Raw genomic sequence first — 18,050 nt, forward strand, 5'->3', positions numbered from 1 at the left:
TGGGAGCGCTAATGCGAGCGGAACAAAAGGCCGATATGGCTGATAAGCGGCAACAATACCTGACATTTCTGCTGGGAGGAGAAGCCTTTGCCATCGGCATCCTGGGCATCAAGGAGATTATCGAATACGGCCAATTGACCACGGTGCCGATGATGCCGGGATTCGTTCGCGGGGTGGTGAACCTGCGCGGGGCGGTGGTGCCGGTGGTGGACATGGCGGTGAGATTCGGCCGCAACCCAACGGAAATCACCCGCCGTACCTGTGTCGTGATTATCGAGACCGAAGCCGGGGGCGAGAAGCAGGATATCGGCGTGATCGTGGACGCGGTCAACGCGGTGATGGATATTCCGGACTCCGAGATCGAACCGGCACCAACGTTCGGGGCAAAGATCAGGGCGGATTTCATCGGCGGGATGGGTAAGGTGGATGGAAAGTTCGTGATCATTCTCGATGTCGATCGCGTTCTCAGCTTTGACGAAATGGCTGCTCTTGCGGGAATTGACGATGCGAAGGCTGATGGACAACCCGTGCTCAACCCGGAAGGCGCTTCCGATTCGCGGCGCTTGGCTTAACTGGATTTGGTAAAGGAACCTATCGTTATGTTGTCTCTTTTAAAGAAAAATGGCCGGGCGCAATCGGCTTCGCAGGCTGAAACCGCTAATCTGTTGCAAACCGAGCTAGACGAGGAGCGGGCAAAAAATTGGTTCTCCGGCCAGATTTTTGTCAACATGCAGACCTTCGGCGATTCCTTCCTGCAAGTGCAGAGTTCGCTTGCCAGCCTGGCGGCGACCATGGAAGGCGAGAAAAAACATGCCCTCCAGGCAGAAAGCTCGTTCGGCGCGGTTCGCGATTCGATCGAGAAAATTTCGACCAACCTGGAACAGCTGTCGCAAAACACCCAGGCATCCGTGACGCGTGTGGATCATCTGCACGAGCGCACTGAAAAAATCAGCGGCTTCGTTAACATGATCGAAGATATCGCCGATCAAACCAATCTGCTGGCATTGAATGCGGCCATCGAAGCTGCGCGGGCCGGGGTGCATGGGCGCGGATTCGCGGTGGTGGCGGACGAGGTGCGCAAGCTTGCGGTGCGCACCGCTACGGCGACGCGGGAGATTGTTGCCCTGGTTTCCGACATTCAGGAGGGTACCGGCCATGTCAAGGAGAACATGGAGAAGGATGCGGTGCATATCCGCCAATTCAGCGCTGACGGCCATAAGACGACGCAGGATGTCCACGAGGTGCTGACGCTTTCCCGCGATATGCAGACCGCCATTTCCGCCAGCGCTCTGCGCAGTTTTGTGGAGGTGGTCAAGGTGGACCACATGATTTTCAAATTCGAAATCTACAAGGTGTTCATGGGCCTGTCCAAAAAAACCGCGGCGGATTTCGCCAGCCATACCGGCTGCCGCCTCGGCAAATGGTATTACGGCAGCGGCTCAGCCAATCTTTCCTCGCTGCCCAGTTTCCGTAATCTCGAAACGCCCCACAAGATTGTCCACCAAGCGGGGGTCGCCGCCGTCGCTCATTTCCTGGCGGGCGAACTCAAGGAAGGGAGCGAGGCGATAAACAAGATGGAAAAAGCCAGTCTGGTCGTTCTCCAGGAGCTGGAAAATATGGCGAAAAGCGGCGAAAAAGTTTCCGCCGCGAACGACTGACAAGGTTCATGCAGAGATTGCGGTGGGCATAATAGATGGACGTGCAAAAACAGATTATTTCCGACAGGGAATTCGGTGATTTCAGGAATCTGCTTTACGGGATCACCGGCATCAATTTATCCGCGGGAAAGAAGGCGCTTGTCAGCGGACGGCTGGCAAAACGCCTGAGGGAACGCCAGCTTGAAAGCTATGGCGAATATTTCCGCTTTCTTTCCAGTGGTCAAGATCCTGCGGAACTCCAGACCGCCATTGACCTGCTGACCACCAACGAAACCTATTTTTTTCGCGAGGCGAAACACTTTGAATTCTTGCGCGAGCAAATTCTTCCCCAGTTTGCGCGGAACCGCCCTTTCAGGGTGTGGAGCGCGGCCAGTTCCAGCGGGGAGGAGCCTTACAGTATTGCCATGACCCTGGCGGATTGCCTGGGCGAGGAAAGCTGGGAGGTGTTCGGCTCCGACATCAGCAGCCGGGTGCTGGAGAAAGCACGTTCCGGGCATTACCTCATGGAAAGAGCAAAGGACCTTCCGCGGCAGCACTTGGTTAATTACTGCCTGAAGGGCGTGAAGAGCCAGGCAGGGACTTTCCTGATAGACCAAAGGCTGAAAAGCCGTATGCGATTCCAGCAGGTCAATCTGAACGCCGATCTTCCCGGTGTCGGGGAATTCGATGTGATTTTCCTGCGCAACGTAATGATCTATTTCGATACGGAAACGAAGCGCCGGGTGGTCGAACGCCTGTGGCATACGCTCAAGCCGCAGGGCTACTTGATTATCGGTCATTCCGAAAGCCTGAACGGGGTTTTCGACCGGATGCAGGTGGTGAAGCCTTCCGTATACCGGAAGCCGTAAACATGAAAAAACCCGCCCATATCATCGAAATTTTCCTGCACCCGGGCGACTTTTATTTCGGCGACAAAAGTACGCGCATTCGTACCCTGCTGGGTTCCTGCGTTTCAATTGCCATTTGGCATCCAGGTTTGCAAATCGGCGGCATGTGCCATTATCTCTTGCCGAGCCGGGCTGGAAAGCGCAGCGACACCCTGGACGGGCGTTATGCGGAGGACGCGATGGCGCTGTTCATGCAGGAGATCCGGCAAAGTGGAACTTCTCCAGCCGAATATGAAGTGAAATTGTTCGGCGGGGGTAATATGTTCCCAAAAAACAGGCAGGGCGGGGGCTGCAAGGACGTTCCGTGCAAAAATGTCCTGGTGGGACGGGAACTGGTCGAGCGCTATGGTTTCAAGATCAAGGCCGAGGATTTGGGCGGCGTTGGCCATCGCCGAATCATTTTCGACATCTGGAGTGGCGACGTCTGGGTCAGGCAGAATTCGGCCGCGCTCCCTTCCCAATTCGATATGAGTGAGGATAGCCCGGTTTACGAGATATTGCCGGCGAGGGCGTTGATGGATGGAGCGGGTTCGATTCGCGGAGCGAAGGGGTGATGATGGATATCTTGCGGGGTACGTTGCGCGTTTTGTTCGTGGAGGATTCGGAAGTCGATGCGGCGCTTACCCTTCATGAACTGGACGAAAATGGGATCAACGTGGCCTCCCGGAGGGTGGAAACGGAAGCCACCCTAAGGAAGGCGCTGGAAGAAGGGCCGTGGGATCTGATTATTTGCGATCACAATATGCCGCAACTGGACTCGATTTCGGCGCTGGAGATTGTGAAGGAAAGCCGGCTGGATATCCCTGTTGTCATTGTTTCTGGAGAGATTCCGGATGAGACCGCCGTGGCGGCGATGCGCGCAGGGGCGGCCGATTTTATCAAAAAAGACAACCTGGTGCGGCTGGCACCCGTTATCGAGCGGGAACTCAGGGAGGCGGCCGCGCGCGCCGATCTTCGGGCGGCGCATGCCAGCATCGAGCACCTGGTTTTTTATGACACGCTTACCGGCCTGCCGAACCGCGATCACCTGTTCAAGTATCTCGGCGCATTGGTTGGCCAGGAGCAAGGGAAGAAAAGCATTGCGGTTCTTCTTGTGGATCTGAACCGCTTTCGCCAAATCACCAGAACGCTCGGTATTCTTATCGGCAACAAGGTGCTGCAGGAAGTCGGCGAACGGCTACGCGGCGCGCTGGGTGAGGATGCTTTTGTCGCCAGGCTTGGCGCGGACGGCTTTGCCGTCGTGGTGTCTGATGCAGGGAATGAAAGCCGCATCGCAAGCGCGGTTGCGGCTATTCAAAACGCCTTCCTCAAGGCCTTCGAGATCGGTGGTCACGAGCTGTTTCTGGGTTGTAGCATAGGGGGCAGCCGCTATCCAATAGATGGACATCAACCCGACCAGCTTTACAAAAATGCCGAGATCGCCCTCTATAGTGCAAAGGCCGCGGGGATGGGCGAGTATCGGCTTTACCGCCGCGAAATGAGCGCGGGGCATGAAAGCTTGTTCAGCATGGGGAATGCCCTCCACCGGGCGTTGAGCCAGAACGAATTCCTGCTGCATTACCAGCCCCAATTCGATCTCTACAGTGGCGCCATCATTGGCATGGAGGCTTTGCTTCGCTGGCAGAATGCGGAACATGGACTGGTTTCCCCCGCACAGTTCATTCCCTTGCTGGAAGAAACCGGCTTGATCGTTCCGGTGGGGGAGTGGGTGCTACGCACTGCCTGCGCAACGGCGCGGGCGTGGCAGGATGCGGGAATCGGCCCAATAAGAGTCGCGGTGAACCTTTCGGCTATCCAGTTCCAGCAGCCTGATGTGGTCGGGACGATCCGCAATATATTGAAAGAGAGTGGAACAGATCCGAGCTGGCTGGAGTTGGAAATCACGGAAAATATCGCCATGCATAACGAGGAGGTAACCATCGCCACTTTGACCGATCTGAAAGCGCTGGGAATCGGTTTGGCCATCGACGATTTCGGCACGGGCTACTCTTCTCTCAGCTATTTGAGGCGGTTTCCGATTCACAAGCTTAAAATCGACCGGTCATTTGTCAGCAATATCGATTCTGGGCAGCATGCCGACGGTGCGATTGTGCAAGCGATCATTGCTCTGGGGCGCGGCCTCGGCCTCAAGGTCATTGCGGAGGGGGTCGAAACGGAGGCGCAGTCCTCGTTTTTGAATCTGCACGGTTGCGATGAGGTGCAAGGATACCTCTTCTCGCGCCCACTGACAGTGGAAGATGCCACCACCTTACTGAACGGGCGATGCTAATTCGTTGCTGCGCTGCATTTGCCTGAGTGCGAACGTCAGTAGGCTGTGCGCCAAATAAAAGGCATCTAATGAAAAAAATCAACGTGCTGATCGTGGACGACTCGGCGGTGGTGAGGCAGGTGCTGTCCGGCCTGCTGGAGGACGACCCCGCGATCCACGTGATAGGCGCCGCTTCCGACCCGATTTTTGCGATGGAGCACATGCGCCGTCAATGGCCCGACGTGATCGTGCTGGACGTTGAAATGCCGCGCATGGATGGCATCAGTTTCATGAAAAAGATCATGGCCGAACGTCCAACGCCGGTGGTGATCTGTTCCACCCTGACGGAAAAGGGGGCGGAGACGACCATGCAGGCGCTGGCCGCCGGAGCCGTCAGCATTGTCACCAAACCCAAGATCGGGCTCAAACGCTTTCTGGAAGACTCTTCCTCGGATATTGTGGGTGCGGTCAAGGCGGCATCACACGCCAATGTTCGACGCATGGTGGCTGCGCCGCTACTCAAGGTGGCGCCAAAACTCAACGCCGACGCCATTCTGCCTGCCGGCGGCGGCCAGGCCATGGCGCAAACCACGGAACGCATCGTTGCTATCGGGACATCCACCGGAGGAACGCAGGCATTGGAGGTCGTGCTGACCGCGTTGCCACGTGTTTGTCCCGGTATCGTCATCGTCCAGCATATGCCGGAAAAATTTACGGAAGCATTTGCCGCTCGACTCAACGGTATCAGCCAGATCGAGGTCAAGGAGGCGCAAAATAACGATCGCGTACTTCCTGGGCGCGCGCTTATTGCGCCGGGCGGCAGGCACATGGTGCTCAGGCGTAGCGGGGCGCAGTATTTTGTCGAAGTGGTTGACGGGCCGCTGGTGAACCGTCACAGGCCATCCGTGGATGTGTTATTTCGTTCGGTTGCCAAGGTGGCCGGTAAAAACGCCTTGGGCATCATCATGACCGGCATGGGTGACGATGGCGCGGCAGGGCTGCTGGAAATGCGCCAGGCCAACGCCTGCACCATTGCCCAGGATGAAGCCTCGTGCGTGGTATTCGGTATGCCCAAAGAGGCCATCAAACGCGGCGCGGCGGAGAAAATCGTCCCGTTGTCGGCGATTCCCGGGGAGATCATCAACGGCTGATCCCCCACGCCAAACTGGGCTGGATTATAAGAAGCTGTCTCAATAAATATCATGGGTGCGACTATGGCATTTGGCCCTCCGGCGCGAAGCGGTGAAGCGCCGTTTGGTTGTTCCAAACAAGAGAGCCGCGACATAGCCGGAGGGCCAAATGCCGACGTCCCGAAGGGTTGCTGCCAGAAAGCCCGGCAGCGTCAGCCCTCCCCTCAATCCCCTCCCGCAAGCGGGAGGGGAGGCGATCGCCCCTTCCCCCGCCCGCGGGGGAAGGTTGGGATGGGGGTTGGCGCTCCTTGGCATCGTAGGCCCGGCTACGACTCGCGTCGCGCGCCTAGCTGCCGGGCTTTCTGGCAGCAACGCATCCCACGATATTTATTAAGGGCAGCTTCTAAGTCGGTTTCGTTATCATCGCAACGCGAACGCTTGGTGGAGTTGGTTCGTCGTGCCGGCGTGCAGTCGCCCGACGAATTGCCTACAGAGTGGAAACGGACTCGGCGCGCAAGCCACTGCTTTCCGCCAGAATAGCCGAGATTGACGAACAATTGGTTCGCAGCGCTGCCCGGCCGATTGCGGATGTGCTGGCCGAAGTCGAGGGGCATGACATGGCGGCCACGGCTGCCCGGCTGACTGAGGTCGGGGCAACGATCAAGGAGTATGAATCGGCGGCGGAAACCACCTATGACCAATTGCTCGAAGCGAACCAGGCATTCGACGGCAGCGATGCGGCGAAAGCACCGAGCAATTGAGAGGACTGCAGGAGTGGGTGAGGGCGCAGGAGGCGGCTAGCGAGTAGTTTTTACCCGGTGTGACTTTTTTGTGCCGCCGCCACCCGTTTTGTGCCGTTTTTTCAGCATAAATGTTAGCGAGCGCTATCGCAAACATCCTTTTATATGGTGCCCCAGAGACGAATCGAACGTCCGACCTACCCCTTAGGAGGGGGAGAATAAAGCCATTTCCCCCTGTTGATTGCCATTCCAAAAGCCAGCATGATTTCTCATAAAACAATGATTTAGCGGTTTTACCCCTGTTCGTTGTGTTGATAAGTATTCCGCGCTATACTGAAAATGTGGTTACAAATCGGTTACAAAGAAGGGGCGCATCATGGCAAAGGTGAAATTAACAGCCGGACGGATTGCAGGCTTTCAGTGTGATGAAGGCAAATCGCAAGCCTTCCTATGGTGCGCCGAAGTGCCCGGTTTGGGTGTGCGTGCAACTGCCGCTTCAACTGCCAAGCGTTACATTTTCCAAGCCAAGGTTAAGGGCCAATCAATGCGCGTAACGATTGGGAAGGTTAGCGCATGGAGTATTGACGAAGCACAAGTCGAAGCCCGCCGCCTGCAAAGGCTGATAGACAACGGCAATGACCCGCGCCAAGTAAAAGCCGATATTGAAGCCGCCCAGGATGCCGAAGCCGCTGCGCTGGTACAGAAACAGGTAAGTGAGTCCGTAACTGTTGCCGAAGCATGGAAGGTCTATATTGCCGACCGCACCGCATCTATCGTTGACGGCAAGCCGGAATGGGGCGAAAGGCATAAAGCGCATCATGAATACTTTGTGCAAGCCGGTGGAGTGAAGCGCACCCGAGGCCGCCGCCCGAACGAACGGAAAACGACACGCCCCGGCATGTTGGTGCCGCTTATGTCCCTGCGCCTTGCCGACCTCGACGCAAAAGCCGTGGGCGCATGGATGGAAAAAGAGGTAAAGCAAGCCCCTACATCTGCCGCCAAAGCCTTTCGCTTCTTGCGTGCCTTCCTTACTTGGTGCGCCAAGCAAGACAAATACCGCGTTGCCGTGCATCCCGATGCGTGCCAGGCCGATGATGTGAAGAAGATGGTGCCCACCCCTAAAGTCAAAAAGAACGACAGCCTGAGAAAAGCGCAAATTCAGCCATGGTTTGAGGCGGTGCAAAAGGTTGGAAATCCGGTAATCGCCGCCTATCTGCAATGCCTGTTATTGACCGGGGCACGCCGTAACGAACTGGCCGCGCTACGCTGGCAAGATGTGGATTTTCAGTGGAAGAGTTTGACCATCCGCGACAAGGTGGAAGGCGAGCGCACCATACCGATGACGCCCTTTGTGGAACATCTAATAGCCACATTGCCGCGCCGTAATGGGTTTGTTTTCAGTAGTCCCACCGCCAAATCTGGAAGGCTGGAGGAGCCACGCAATCCCCACAACAAGGCACTGGCTGCCGCCGCACTTCCCGCCCTGTCCCTGCATGGTCTACGCCGTTCCTTTGGCACATTGTCCGAGTGGGTGGAAGTCCCTGCCGGAATCGTTGCGCAAATCATGGGACACAAGCCCAGCGCAATTGCAGAAAAGCACTACATACAGCGGGAACTCGACCTGTTGCACTTGTGGCACGTCAAAATTGAAGCGTGGATTCTGGAGCAGGCCGGGATTAAATTTGTGCCAGTGCAAGCGGGTTTGCAATTGGTGAAGAGTTAATCTATATTGAGTCGTGAGGCGTTACGGGATACAATAAAACATGATTAAGACATTCCGGCATAAGGGCCTGAAAGCCTTTTTCGAGAAGGGGCGCGTGGCCGGTATTCAGCCCACCCATGCCCCGCGACTGGCTGCCATGCTGCGACGCCTGAACGAAACGACCAACGCCCAAGGTATGAACCTGCCGGGTTGGGGCTTGCATCCGTTGAAGGGGCGAGAACTGAAGGGACATTTTTCGGTATGGGTTAGCGGCAACTGGCGAATGACATTCACGTTTGAGGGCACGGATGCCGTGCTGGTGGACTATCTCGACTATCACTGAAAGGAAATCGAACATGAGAAAAATGCACAATCCGCCGCATCCCGGCTTGACCCTGCGCGACGACGTGTTGCCCGCGCTGGGGCTGTCCGTGACCGAGGCCGCGCAACAATTGGACGTTGCCCGCGTGACGCTTTCCCGTGTGCTGAATGGCCGTGCCGCTATCTCACCTGAAATGGCCTTACGCATCGAGGCATGGCTAGGCGTGGAGCGTGGTGGCGAAGCCCGTCTATGGCTCGCAGAACAAAGCGCCTATGACGTGTGGCAGGCTGAGCAGCGGCTCAAGGCCGCGCCGTTGCATGTTCAACGCGCACCAGTGGAGCAGAGTTTGACCGCCGCCTGACGGTATCAGGCCATTGAATAGGAGAAATACCTGTGATTCCCGTAAGGAACCCCACGAAGGAAGAAATAAAAACCCTGATTGACCAGTCAGAGCACAAGGCCGCTAAGTGGCTCAAGGATTCGGCTACAGGGGATATGTACTACTGGCCTGCCGAGATATATCAACACATGGCAGTGGCCGCCGCGCTAAAGATTGAGGGCTATACGAAGGGCCTAGCTGTTGATGATTAACCGCGCTTGACGGTATCAGGTGAAAGCAGGGGAAACCCAGCGTTAAATCATGCGAGGGTGAAAAAGGAGGAAAAAATGAGTGAGCTTACTGATGCAACTTTGCTGAGAATTGAAAAGCACCTGATATGGATAAAGAACTTTTGTTTTGTAGCTGCTATGGGCGTAATCCTTATCTACTGGCACATATCAGGTAAGCTAAATTTCTAAGGGCAAACCAAATAGGGCAGCCTGAAGAATATGAGATAAACCCCCGCCTAGCTTTAGCGGGCGAAGAGCCGGACACTTTCACCGGCCTGACGGGGGTTCCTGAATTGAAAGAGCATTGGAAAGGATGCGCACCATGGAAAACAAAAGATTACCGCGCTGGAACAAATGGCGTTTGATGCCCGAAGTTAAAGAATGGGAAGCTGTTTCCCTTTCGCTGAATATCGAGCCGGGGAAAATTAAAACCGACAGCGAAGACGACGAAGCGCACCCTTTCAATGAAGGCGAAGAGTTTAACGACCGCCTAACTATATTCAATAAACACGCTTCAAACCGGACACACTTTCCAACGCCCTGCATTCTAAATATGGCTAATTGGTATCAGTGCGAGGTGCGACTAGATGAGTTTGCGGCATGGTGCGCTCATGTTGGCTTTGCAATTCCGCCCGAGTTATCGGCATTAGCCAAGGCTGCGCCACAAGCCGCCGAGAAGGTGGAAGCCGAGACAGACCCAAGCCGGAATGGTGACCATTGGACGGCACAGGCCCGAGTGATTGCCGGTGAATGTTTTAATAGAGACACGGCCAATATTTGCCGGGACTCCCTGGACGGTTATTCCAATCGCGTTATGGAGGAAATGCAGAAGCATGGAATTGTGGGGCCGCGTGGGATTATCGACAACGCGAACACTGTAAAGCGTGAAGCATTGCAGGCGGGAAAATGGTGGGCGAACAAATCAAAATGACTGTGGGGGGCGTGGGAAATCTGGGAAACATATAAACAAGGCTTTCCCCACTGTTGATTGATACTGATTAAAGCCAGTACCCATATGGGGTTGCTGGTTTTTTTGTTTGTGTGGCGTGGGGAAAATTCCCACTACAAGAATAGGAGACTTCTTAAACAGTAAAAGAAGGGCTCCAAATGCAAACCGCTCAAACACTCCCACCGCTAGAAGCCGCCGCCGCCCACTGGCCAGACCAAGCATTTCCACCGTTGGAGCAAGTTACCCGCCCCACATGCAACACGGAAGCAGCCGCTTATTACCTGAACCGCAAGCCGCAAACAATGAGGTCTTGGGCTTCTACAGAAAAAGGCCCTATCCGTCCTATTCGCATCAATTCCCGCCTTGCATGGCCTGTTGCTGAAATCCGTGCGCTGTTGGAAGGCGGTTCCAAATGAAAAACCCGGACAGCCGCCAAGCATCATCCGGGTTTAAGCAAACATCGTTCTTGCCTGAGCCTGATTTTAACCCAATTTACCCCACCCCGAACACATTGCCCGCCCGCTGTTTAAGCATGATGTTAAACGGGCAAAGTTTCATTCATCCTGAGTTTGAGCAGATAACCGGAAGTTGGAGATTATCCGCTGTTGTTTTCACCTTGAAGGGGCTGGGTTGGCCGGTGGAATCGTTCGAGATACCCGCGCCAACAAAGGGGTGTCCGACCCGTGCAATTAGCCGCTATTTTCTGACCCCTAAAACAATACAGGCGGTTTTCGGAGGTGGCGCAAATGGTTAACGAAATTGACCGCGCCCGCGCTGCGCTTCGCCATCTCGATGCAGGTTGCCCGCGTGAGGATTGGGTGAAGGCTGGCATGGGTGCAAAGGCTGCCGGATTAGGGTTTGATGACTTCCACCACTGGAGCGCATCCGCTGGTAACTATGCGAGTGAAAACGAGTGCCGCGCCGTCTGGAAATCGTTTAATGAATCTGGTGGTGTGACACCCGCGACACTTTACGGCATGGCCTTCGCGCAAGGATGGCAAGACCCCGCCAAATCACGCGCCAAAGGAACGCGCCCAAGCATTCCCACGGCCAAACCTACCCCAAGCCCAGCAAGGCCCGTTAAAACGCCCCAAGGGATGAATCCGGTGGAAGTCTGGAACAGGTGCATATCCGCAACGCCTGCCGATGGTTACATTTATCGGAAACAGGGGAAACCGGACGGGATGAAAGTCTATCCGGCCAGTGCTGAACCGCTAGTAATTCGTGGCCAGAATGTGGCGGGTTATCTGGTGGCCCCATGCTGGAGCGGTGCCGACCTGCAAACCCTGCAATTTATCCCGCCTGATGGTGGCGACAAGTTAAACCTGCCGGGTGCATCGTTCAATGATGGGTTTTTCACCGTGGGCGATATAACCGACCGGGTTTTTATCTGCGAGGGAATCGGCCAAGCGTGGGCGGCGAATAAGGCAACCGGAGCCGCCGCCGTGGTGTGTTTCGGTGCTGGCCGCATGATGGCAGTGGGCAAGGTATTGCGTGCTAAATATCCCGCCGCCCGTCTGGTGGTAGTGCCTGACCGTGGCAAGGAAGAGCAGGCCGCAACAATCGCCGCCGCTATTGCTGGCCAGTGGATGGCGATGCCCGATAACAAGCCCAGCAACTACGATGCAAACGACTACGCCGCCGAGAAAGGGAGCGAAGCCCTTGCCGCCTTGCTAGAGCGACCACAAGCCCCGTCTATGCGTTTTAAGCTGCTTTCTGGTGCTGACCTATGCAACTCCGCGCCGATGCGCTGGATGGTGCGTGGTGTGCTGCCGGTGGAAGGGTTGGCCGCGCTCTTTGGTGCCAGTGGAAGCGGCAAGAGTTTTTTAATGTTGGATATAGGGTGCGCTGTTGCTGGTGGTGATTATGAATGGTTTGGCCGCCGTGTTAATCAATGCCCGGTGACTTACGTTTGCCTTGAGGGTGAAGCGGGAATGGGGAAGCGCGTTAAAGCGTGGAGCCTGCATTATAAAAAGCCCGTGCCGGATGCGCTGCAATTTATTACGCAACCTTTCGACTTGCTGAGTGATGACGTGCCAGAACTGGCCAAGGCGGTAATTGCCGGTGGTGGTGCTGGTGGCTTGGTGATACTCGACACCCTGAACCGTGCCGCACCTGGAGCTGATGAAAATTCATCCGTGGATATGGGCAACCTTATCGCCGCCGCCAAGCAACTGCAACGCCTGACGGGTGGAATGGTGCTGTTGGTTCACCACACAGGCAAGGACACAACCAAGGGATTACGCGGGCATTCGAGTTTATATGCTGCGCTTGATGGCGCGATTGAAGTCATTAATTCCGACACCCGTAGAGCGTGGAGCGTGGCCAAGTCTAAAGACGATGTGACCGGCGATGCGCACCCGTTCAAGCTGGAGATTGTGCCAGTGGGCAATGATGATGAGGGCGAGGAAATAACATCATGCGTGGCCGTTCCAGACGAATCAGACGAAGGAATGAAAGCGAGGCGAACCACACTAGGCGCTAATCAGAAGATAGCTTTCGATGTGTTAGGTGAACCACTGCGCAAATCGTCGCACATAGGCAAGGAAGGCGCGCCAGTAGGTAGGCCATGCCTTGACTACAGCGAAGCCGTGGAAATTGTAGCCGAGCGGATGCCGACCGATGCGAAACACCGAAAAAGCCGCGCCATAAGTGCAATAGGTGGATTGGTGGCTAAAGGTTACATGGGAATGAAGGGAGAATGGTTATGGTGCCACTAATAACCCCGCCCGTTCCCGGTTCCCTTCCCACTTCCCCCACTTCCTATAGTCAGTGTGGGAAAAGTGGGAAAACGGGAACATTCCCGGAAAGTCCCGAAACGGGAAAAGTGGGAAAAGTGGGAAAGCCCGTCCCTATTTCCTGTAAAGCAGAAAGCACGACTGATTTACTTGGTGATGACTTTCCATTGGGGCGAAAGAACGACCGACCGGAAGCCGCCGCACTGACTGAGGTTTTAAAGGCACTGGAATCGCATACGGCTGTTGCTTGGTGCCATAGGATGAACTCGGGAGCATTCAGGATTGGAAAGCGGTTTGTGCGGTTTGGCTGGCCGGGTTGTCCTGATGTGTTGGGACAGTTGAAGGATGGTCGCCTGCTGGGTGTGGAAGTGAAGGCACAGAAAGGAAAGTTAAGACCTGAGCAGTCTGTCTTTCTGGAGCGCATCCGGTTTGCTGGTGGCGTGGCATTCATGGCGAGAGATTGCCGGGACGTTTTTTGTGAACTTGATAAAGCAGGGGGTGGGCAACGATGACAACTATACGGAAAACAGCGGCGACAAAGAAAACACCCGCAGCATCAAAAGCCAATACGCTTATGCTCCGCCACGAAGAAGGGAAGAGCGACGAGCGCGTTATGGCTGAACTTGGATTATCTGCTGTGGCCGCCAACGCCAGCACGTCACGGATATTTTCACAGGGCACATTTGGAGAGCTTGGTTTAACTGAAACCATGGCGGTGATGCGCGAGAAAGCCGTGAAGGTGCAATCTGGCGACCTGTCAGACGTGGAGGCCACTTTGACGGCGCAGGCCACAACGCTCGACACCATATTTAACGAGTTGGCGAGGCGGGCAGCATTGAACATGGGGGAGCATTTGCCCGCAACTGAAATCTATCTGAGGCACGCATTCAAAGCGCAAGCACAGTGCCGCTCTACCTTGGAAGCTCTGGCAGAGATAAAGAACCCGCGCCCGGTGGCATTCGTGAAACAGGCGAATATTTCGCACGGGCCGCAACAGGTGAATAACGGCATGCAGGCTGGCGAGTCTCGCACGCACGGGAATAATCCAAATCAGTCAAACGAACTTTCAAGGGGGAACCATGAGTTATTACCGGACACCAGAACACAAGCGGTTGCGTGCGGAGTTAATCAGGAAGTGGAAACCGTGGGAGCAATCCACCGGGCCAAAGACTGAGGAAGGAAAGGCCGCTAGTGCTGCCAACTCAACAAAACACGGGATGCGCTCGAGTGAGTGGCTGGAGCAGGTGCGAGAGGTGAATGAGTTTTTGCGCCAGTGCAAGGACGTGTCTAATTAAGTGGCGTATGCTGTTTGCGTAGTTGAATTTTCCAAACAACTCGGAGCGCTCAATGAAGAAACCAATCGCCGCATTTCTTTTTGTCACCATCGCGCTTGCTGGCTGCGCATCGAATGTTGTTAGCTCGAATGAGCGTAGTGTGATTGTTGAATCTCAATCCATGAACGCAGGCGATGCGCAGACACTGGCAAATGCCGAGTGCGCGAAACATAAGCGGTTCGCCAGGATGGCCAGCAAGGCCGACTATTGGGATAGAAACTATGTATTCGACTGTGTCCAGTAGTCTCAAGTAGCCAAGCGGTTTTAATTTACGCATGGAGAAAATAACCAAGTGAACCGCTGCGCCATTGAGTAAATGCGGTTACAGACTGGTTACATATTTGAAATGCTGCTAGACATGAAAAAAGCCTGAATCGCTGAGAGCCTTATGTATACTGGTGCCCCAGAGACGAATCGAACGTCCGACCTACCCCTTAGGAGGGGGTTGCTCTATCCACTGAGCTACTGGGGCGAGGTCGCCATTTTACGCTAAAATTCATGGATGGATAAAATCGATTGTGGCAGCCGATTCATGCCGAAACGTAAAGGCTATGTCCGGCGGCGCGATATCCCGCCCGACCTGACCGCTCTTCTCAATCGCGGTGAAATGGAAACCGCGACCCTGACCGAGCAGACGGCGATGAATTTTGCCGTGTTGCTCGGCACGTTGAATGGCTGGTCGGGAAACGCGGCAGGACTGGCGCAGGAAGCTACGCGTCAGGATTTTTCCGGGCATGGCCTGGTAAAGCGCATGGAACTGGCCGGGTGGATGGTGGGCAGGCACGGTGCTTTTGACGATATGGGGGCATTGCAGCAGCTCATCGCTCATCCATCCGATACGGTGCGGGGGTTTGCTTGTTTTGCGATTGCTTTGCATCCGGAGTTGGGTTTCGCCGATAAATTCATGGAGATGAGGCCGCTTGCCGCGGATCGTCATTTCGGCGTGCGCGAATGGGCCTGGCTGGCGTTGCGTCCGGTTGTCGTGACCGCGCCGTTTGAGGCGATTGCCCGGTTGCATAGGTGGGTAATCGAGCCGGACGCCAATTTGCGCCGATTTGCCGTTGAGATTACGCGGCCACGCGGGGTGTGGGCGAAGCACATTGCTCCGCTGCAGGCAGAGCCCTGGTATGGCCTGCCATTGCTTGAGGCGTGCTGCCGCGACGAAAGTCGTTATGTACAGGATTCTGTTGCTAACTGGCTGAACGATGCCGCCAAGAGCCGGCCGGAATGGGTCAGAGAAGTGTGCCGGGATTGGTTCCGGAATTACCCGGACAACAGCGCTTGCTGCTATATTGTGAGGCGGGCACAGAGAAATCTGAGTGGCGATTGAAGAGCCGCTTGATGAACAATCGTATAAACAGGAGTTTTGTGTCCTGTGATAAAATTGTCATTTTGTTTCACCGGATTTTTACGAGGAGTCTGAATAATGGCCGCTTTTACTGCTGACGAAGCTGCGCAGCTCAAGCAGAGCCTGGAGAAGCGCCGCCAGCTACTGCTTGAAGAAATCCGTGACGAGCTGGCCCGTTCGGGTGAGCAGCATTATATTGATCTGGCCGGACGCGTTCCCGATCTGGGGGATGAGTCGGTGGCAGACATGCTGGCTGACCTGGGCGCTGCGATGGTCGACCGGCAAGTCATCGAGGTGCGTGCTATCGAGGTGACGCTCAAGCGTCTCGCATCAGGGGATTATGGCTCCTGCGTTGACTGCGGCGCGGATATTCCGCTTGAGCGGCTACGGGCTTACCCGACTGCCGCGCGCTGCATTTCCTGCCAATCCCTTCATGAGCTCACCTACGCTCATGAAGGACGTCCTACTATGTAAGGTCAGGTGACGGGTTGGAACTGATCAAGTTGACCGCGGCGCGCCTGGCCGAAAAGGCTAAATCCGGGAGGTTATGGGTTTTCGTCGTGCTGCCGGTTCTGGTCTCCGTGCTTTTGACGGAATCCATCATTGTGCTCACCGGCAACGGATCGGCCGATTATTTTTGGGTCAGCCTGATCACGGCTGTTGTCGCCACAACGGCCATGGTTCCCTTCCTCTATTATCTGGTCAGCGTTTTGCGGGAAACCGAAAAAGCGCTGTCGGAAAGATCCCTCAAGATAACCAGTATTCTCAGCCATCATAAAGAGGCGGAACAGAACCTGGTCCAGGTGACCAACTACGATGCGCTGACGGGACTGCCGAACCGCTTCCTGTTTCTCGACCGTCTTGGGCATGCGATTAGCCGGTCTGCCCGCAGTCACCGGATGGTGGCGGTGATGCTGCTCGACATCGACAATTTCAAGACCATTAACGATACCCTTGGGCACACCCATGGCGACCTGCTGCTACAGGATATCGCGGATCGCCTTCGCCGCTGCGTGCTGGAGGATGACACCCTGGCGCGGATTGGCGGTGACGAATTTGCCATTGTTCTGGAAGGGGTGTCGGAGATTGAAGAAATTGCGTTGATCGCACAGAAAGTCGTGGAGATTTTTTCTTTGCCCTTTACGCCCTCCAGCCAGGAGATTTATGTCACGCCCAGCATGGGAATCACCATCTACCCCATGGACGGTCACGACAGCGATAGCCTGTTCAAGAATGCCGATGCCGCGATGTACAGTGCCAAGGAATATGGCCGCAATCATTTTCGTTTTTACACCACGGATATGAATGCGCTCGCGATTGAGCGCTTTGCCATGGAAGGCGCGTTGCGGCGAGCCATAGAGAGAGAAGAGTTTACCCTCCACTACCAGCCCCAGGTGGACATTAAAAGCGGGCGGGTGATCGGCGTGGAAGCGCTGCTGCGCTGGAACCATCCCGAGCGGGGCCTGGTTCCGCCGAATGAATTTATTCCGTTGCTGGAAGAGAACAATCTGATCATTCTCGTCGGCGAGTGGGTACTGCGCACCGCCTGCGCCCAGTGCCGGGCCTGGCAGGATGCCGGACTGCCCCCTCTGCGCATGGCGGTGAATTTATCCGCTCGTCAGTTCCGCCAGGATAACCTGGTGGAAATGATCGATAGCATATTGCGGGAAACGGGGATCAGCCCCAAGCTGCTGGAGCTTGAGCTGACGGAGGGCTTGCTGATGGAAAACACCAGCAAGACCAGCATGATTCTGGGACAGCTCAAGAGTCGCGGCGTGCTGGTGGCCATCGACGACTTCGGCACCGGCTATTCCTCGCTCAGCTACCTTAAGCGCTTCCCGATCGACCGCCTCAAGATCGACCGATCTTTCGTGCGGGACATCATTACCGATTCGAACGATGCGGCAATCGCCGTAGCCGTCATCAGCCTGGGGCGCAGCATGGGCCTGAGCGTGATCGCCGAAGGCGTGGAAACCGAAGATCAGCTTGAATTCCTGGGTGTGCAGAAATGCGATGAATACCAGGGATACCACTTCAGCCGCCCGGTTCCGCCCGAAGAAATCGTTTGCCTGTTCAAGCCTGAAAAACCCCTTTGAGTCTTTGAACCTAAAAAACTCAGTTGAACCGCAGAGGCGCAGAGGCGCTGAGAAAAAACAACGATTATGGTATTGCATGATCTCATTCATTTGGAGGGATGGAAAATTGCTGTAACCCATTTATTCCTCTGCGTCTCTGCGTCTCTGCGCCTCTGCGGTTAAGCAATTGCCGTTTTTAGGTTGAATTATCCGGCATCCTCTGCGGTGAGTAAGTTTTTTGGTTAAATCTCCCGGTTCGACCTGAGCGGTGTAAAATCCGCCTTTCGTTAAAATCTCCAAGCCATTCAAT

General features: G+C 55.4%; 19 protein-coding genes, 1 tRNA gene and 1 pseudogene. 20 read left to right on the forward strand and 1 reads right to left on the reverse strand.

From position 1 onward, the window contains the following. The first annotated feature begins 11 nt into the window (after positions 1–11). From VMV64_RS13620 to VMV64_RS13695, 17 genes and pseudogenes are all read left to right on the forward strand, one after another. Complete coding sequence (locus tag VMV64_RS13620; RefSeq protein WP_325331227.1) at positions 12–572, forward strand: chemotaxis protein CheW; 561 nt, start codon at positions 12–14, stop codon at positions 570–572. A 219-nt stretch (positions 573–791) separates the two neighbouring features. Further along, positions 792–1,208, forward strand: a pseudogene (locus tag VMV64_RS17435) (methyl-accepting chemotaxis protein); the annotation flags it as partial. A gap of 117 nt (positions 1,209–1,325) precedes the next feature. Next, positions 1,326–1,658 carry a CZB domain-containing protein gene (locus VMV64_RS17440; protein ID WP_414718901.1) on the forward strand — a complete coding sequence of 111 codons (333 nt, stop codon included), beginning with the start codon at positions 1,326–1,328 and terminating at the stop codon, positions 1,656–1,658. A 35-nt stretch (positions 1,659–1,693) separates the two neighbouring features. Then, entirely contained in the window at positions 1,694–2,506 is an 813-nt protein-coding gene (locus tag VMV64_RS13630; RefSeq protein ID WP_325331231.1) for a protein-glutamate O-methyltransferase CheR, read from the forward strand. Between the two features lie 2 nt (positions 2,507–2,508). Beyond that, a complete protein-coding gene (locus VMV64_RS13635; protein WP_325331233.1) occupies positions 2,509–3,099 on the forward strand; it encodes a chemotaxis protein CheD in 591 nt (196 codons plus the stop codon). Next, positions 3,099–4,814: a GGDEF domain-containing response regulator gene (locus tag VMV64_RS13640; RefSeq protein ID WP_325331235.1), complete on the forward strand. Its 1,716-nt coding sequence runs from the start codon at positions 3,099–3,101 to the stop codon at positions 4,812–4,814. The genes VMV64_RS13635 and VMV64_RS13640 overlap by 1 nt, the downstream gene beginning before the upstream one ends. A gap of 68 nt (positions 4,815–4,882) precedes the next feature. Next, positions 4,883–5,944, forward strand: coding sequence for a chemotaxis response regulator protein-glutamate methylesterase (locus tag VMV64_RS13645; protein ID WP_325331237.1), 1,062 nt, complete (start codon positions 4,883–4,885; stop codon positions 5,942–5,944). A gap of 473 nt (positions 5,945–6,417) precedes the next feature. Next, complete coding sequence (locus VMV64_RS13650) at positions 6,418–6,684, forward strand: hypothetical protein (protein WP_325331239.1); 267 nt, start codon at positions 6,418–6,420, stop codon at positions 6,682–6,684. Between the two features lie 355 nt (positions 6,685–7,039). After that, positions 7,040–8,386, forward strand: coding sequence for a tyrosine-type recombinase/integrase (locus VMV64_RS13655; protein WP_325331241.1), 1,347 nt, complete (start codon positions 7,040–7,042; stop codon positions 8,384–8,386). 40 nt (positions 8,387–8,426) lie between these two features. Then, positions 8,427–8,708 carry a type II toxin-antitoxin system RelE/ParE family toxin gene (locus tag VMV64_RS13660; protein WP_325331243.1) on the forward strand — a complete coding sequence of 94 codons (282 nt, stop codon included), beginning with the start codon at positions 8,427–8,429 and terminating at the stop codon, positions 8,706–8,708. A 13-nt stretch (positions 8,709–8,721) separates the two neighbouring features. Further along, entirely contained in the window at positions 8,722–9,048 is a 327-nt protein-coding gene (locus VMV64_RS13665) for a HigA family addiction module antitoxin (protein ID WP_325331245.1), read from the forward strand. A 570-nt stretch (positions 9,049–9,618) separates the two neighbouring features. Further along, a complete protein-coding gene (locus VMV64_RS13670; RefSeq protein WP_325331247.1) occupies positions 9,619–10,227 on the forward strand; it encodes a hypothetical protein in 609 nt (202 codons plus the stop codon). Between the two features lie 430 nt (positions 10,228–10,657). Beyond that, on the forward strand, positions 10,658–10,999 hold the full coding sequence (locus tag VMV64_RS13675; protein ID WP_325331250.1) for a hypothetical protein: 342 nt from the start codon (positions 10,658–10,660) through the stop codon (positions 10,997–10,999). Next, a complete protein-coding gene (locus VMV64_RS13680) occupies positions 10,992–12,965 on the forward strand; it encodes an AAA family ATPase (RefSeq protein WP_325331251.1) in 1,974 nt (657 codons plus the stop codon). Before VMV64_RS13675 ends, VMV64_RS13680 begins: the two co-directional genes overlap by 8 nt. Positions 12,966–13,081: 116 nt before the next feature. Beyond that, positions 13,082–13,495 carry a hypothetical protein gene (locus VMV64_RS13685; RefSeq protein ID WP_325331253.1) on the forward strand — a complete coding sequence of 138 codons (414 nt, stop codon included), beginning with the start codon at positions 13,082–13,084 and terminating at the stop codon, positions 13,493–13,495. Beyond that, a complete protein-coding gene (locus VMV64_RS13690) occupies positions 13,492–14,157 on the forward strand; it encodes a hypothetical protein (protein ID WP_325331255.1) in 666 nt (221 codons plus the stop codon). Before VMV64_RS13685 ends, VMV64_RS13690 begins: the two co-directional genes overlap by 4 nt. Before the next feature lie 173 nt (positions 14,158–14,330). Further along, a complete protein-coding gene (locus VMV64_RS13695; RefSeq protein WP_325331257.1) occupies positions 14,331–14,561 on the forward strand; it encodes a hypothetical protein in 231 nt (76 codons plus the stop codon). A gap of 152 nt (positions 14,562–14,713) precedes the next feature. On the opposite strand, the gene VMV64_RS13700 is transcribed toward VMV64_RS13695, so the two are convergent. After that, positions 14,714–14,789 (reverse strand) — tRNA-Arg (locus VMV64_RS13700). A gap of 60 nt (positions 14,790–14,849) precedes the next feature. On the opposite strand from VMV64_RS13700, the gene VMV64_RS13705 reads away from it, so the two are divergent. The 3 genes from VMV64_RS13705 to VMV64_RS13715 all read left to right on the forward strand — a co-directional run bounded on the left by VMV64_RS13705 (position 14,850) and on the right by VMV64_RS13715 (position 17,761). Next, positions 14,850–15,647: a hypothetical protein gene (locus VMV64_RS13705; RefSeq protein ID WP_325331259.1), complete on the forward strand. Its 798-nt coding sequence runs from the start codon at positions 14,850–14,852 to the stop codon at positions 15,645–15,647. A gap of 96 nt (positions 15,648–15,743) precedes the next feature. Continuing rightward, positions 15,744–16,139, forward strand: a complete 396-nt coding sequence (locus VMV64_RS13710) for a TraR/DksA family transcriptional regulator (protein ID WP_325331261.1) — start codon at positions 15,744–15,746, stop codon at positions 16,137–16,139. A 14-nt stretch (positions 16,140–16,153) separates the two neighbouring features. Then, positions 16,154–17,761, forward strand: a complete 1,608-nt coding sequence (locus VMV64_RS13715; RefSeq protein WP_325331263.1) for a putative bifunctional diguanylate cyclase/phosphodiesterase — start codon at positions 16,154–16,156, stop codon at positions 17,759–17,761. Positions 17,762–18,050 lie beyond the last annotated feature (289 nt).

The organism is Sulfuricella sp., assembly GCF_035531155.1.
In the GTDB taxonomy this organism is placed as follows: domain Bacteria; phylum Pseudomonadota; class Gammaproteobacteria; order Burkholderiales; family Sulfuricellaceae; genus Sulfuricella.

Coding starts and splice junctions, on each gene's coding strand:
- VMV64_RS13690 (WP_325331255.1), top strand. CDS start 13,492: ATGACAACTATACGGAAAACAGCGGCGACAAAGAAAACACCCGCAGCA.
- VMV64_RS13665 (WP_325331245.1), top strand. CDS start 8,722: ATGAGAAAAATGCACAATCCGCCGCATCCCGGCTTGACCCTGCGCGAC.
- VMV64_RS13675 (WP_325331250.1), top strand. CDS start 10,658: ATGAAAAACCCGGACAGCCGCCAAGCATCATCCGGGTTTAAGCAAACA.
- VMV64_RS13635 (WP_325331233.1), top strand. CDS start 2,509: ATGAAAAAACCCGCCCATATCATCGAAATTTTCCTGCACCCGGGCGAC.
- VMV64_RS13680 (WP_325331251.1), top strand. CDS start 10,992: ATGGTTAACGAAATTGACCGCGCCCGCGCTGCGCTTCGCCATCTCGAT.
- VMV64_RS17440 (WP_414718901.1), top strand. CDS start 1,326: ATGATTTTCAAATTCGAAATCTACAAGGTGTTCATGGGCCTGTCCAAA.
- VMV64_RS13645 (WP_325331237.1), top strand. CDS start 4,883: ATGAAAAAAATCAACGTGCTGATCGTGGACGACTCGGCGGTGGTGAGG.
- VMV64_RS13630 (WP_325331231.1), top strand. CDS start 1,694: ATGGACGTGCAAAAACAGATTATTTCCGACAGGGAATTCGGTGATTTC.
- VMV64_RS13710 (WP_325331261.1), top strand. CDS start 15,744: ATGGCCGCTTTTACTGCTGACGAAGCTGCGCAGCTCAAGCAGAGCCTG.
- VMV64_RS13670 (WP_325331247.1), top strand. CDS start 9,619: ATGGAAAACAAAAGATTACCGCGCTGGAACAAATGGCGTTTGATGCCC.
- VMV64_RS13705 (WP_325331259.1), top strand. CDS start 14,850: ATGCCGAAACGTAAAGGCTATGTCCGGCGGCGCGATATCCCGCCCGAC.
- VMV64_RS13655 (WP_325331241.1), top strand. CDS start 7,040: ATGGCAAAGGTGAAATTAACAGCCGGACGGATTGCAGGCTTTCAGTGT.
- VMV64_RS13695 (WP_325331257.1), top strand. CDS start 14,331: ATGAAGAAACCAATCGCCGCATTTCTTTTTGTCACCATCGCGCTTGCT.
- VMV64_RS13660 (WP_325331243.1), top strand. CDS start 8,427: ATGATTAAGACATTCCGGCATAAGGGCCTGAAAGCCTTTTTCGAGAAG.
- VMV64_RS13640 (WP_325331235.1), top strand. CDS start 3,099: ATGATGGATATCTTGCGGGGTACGTTGCGCGTTTTGTTCGTGGAGGAT.
- VMV64_RS13620 (WP_325331227.1), top strand. CDS start 12: ATGCGAGCGGAACAAAAGGCCGATATGGCTGATAAGCGGCAACAATAC.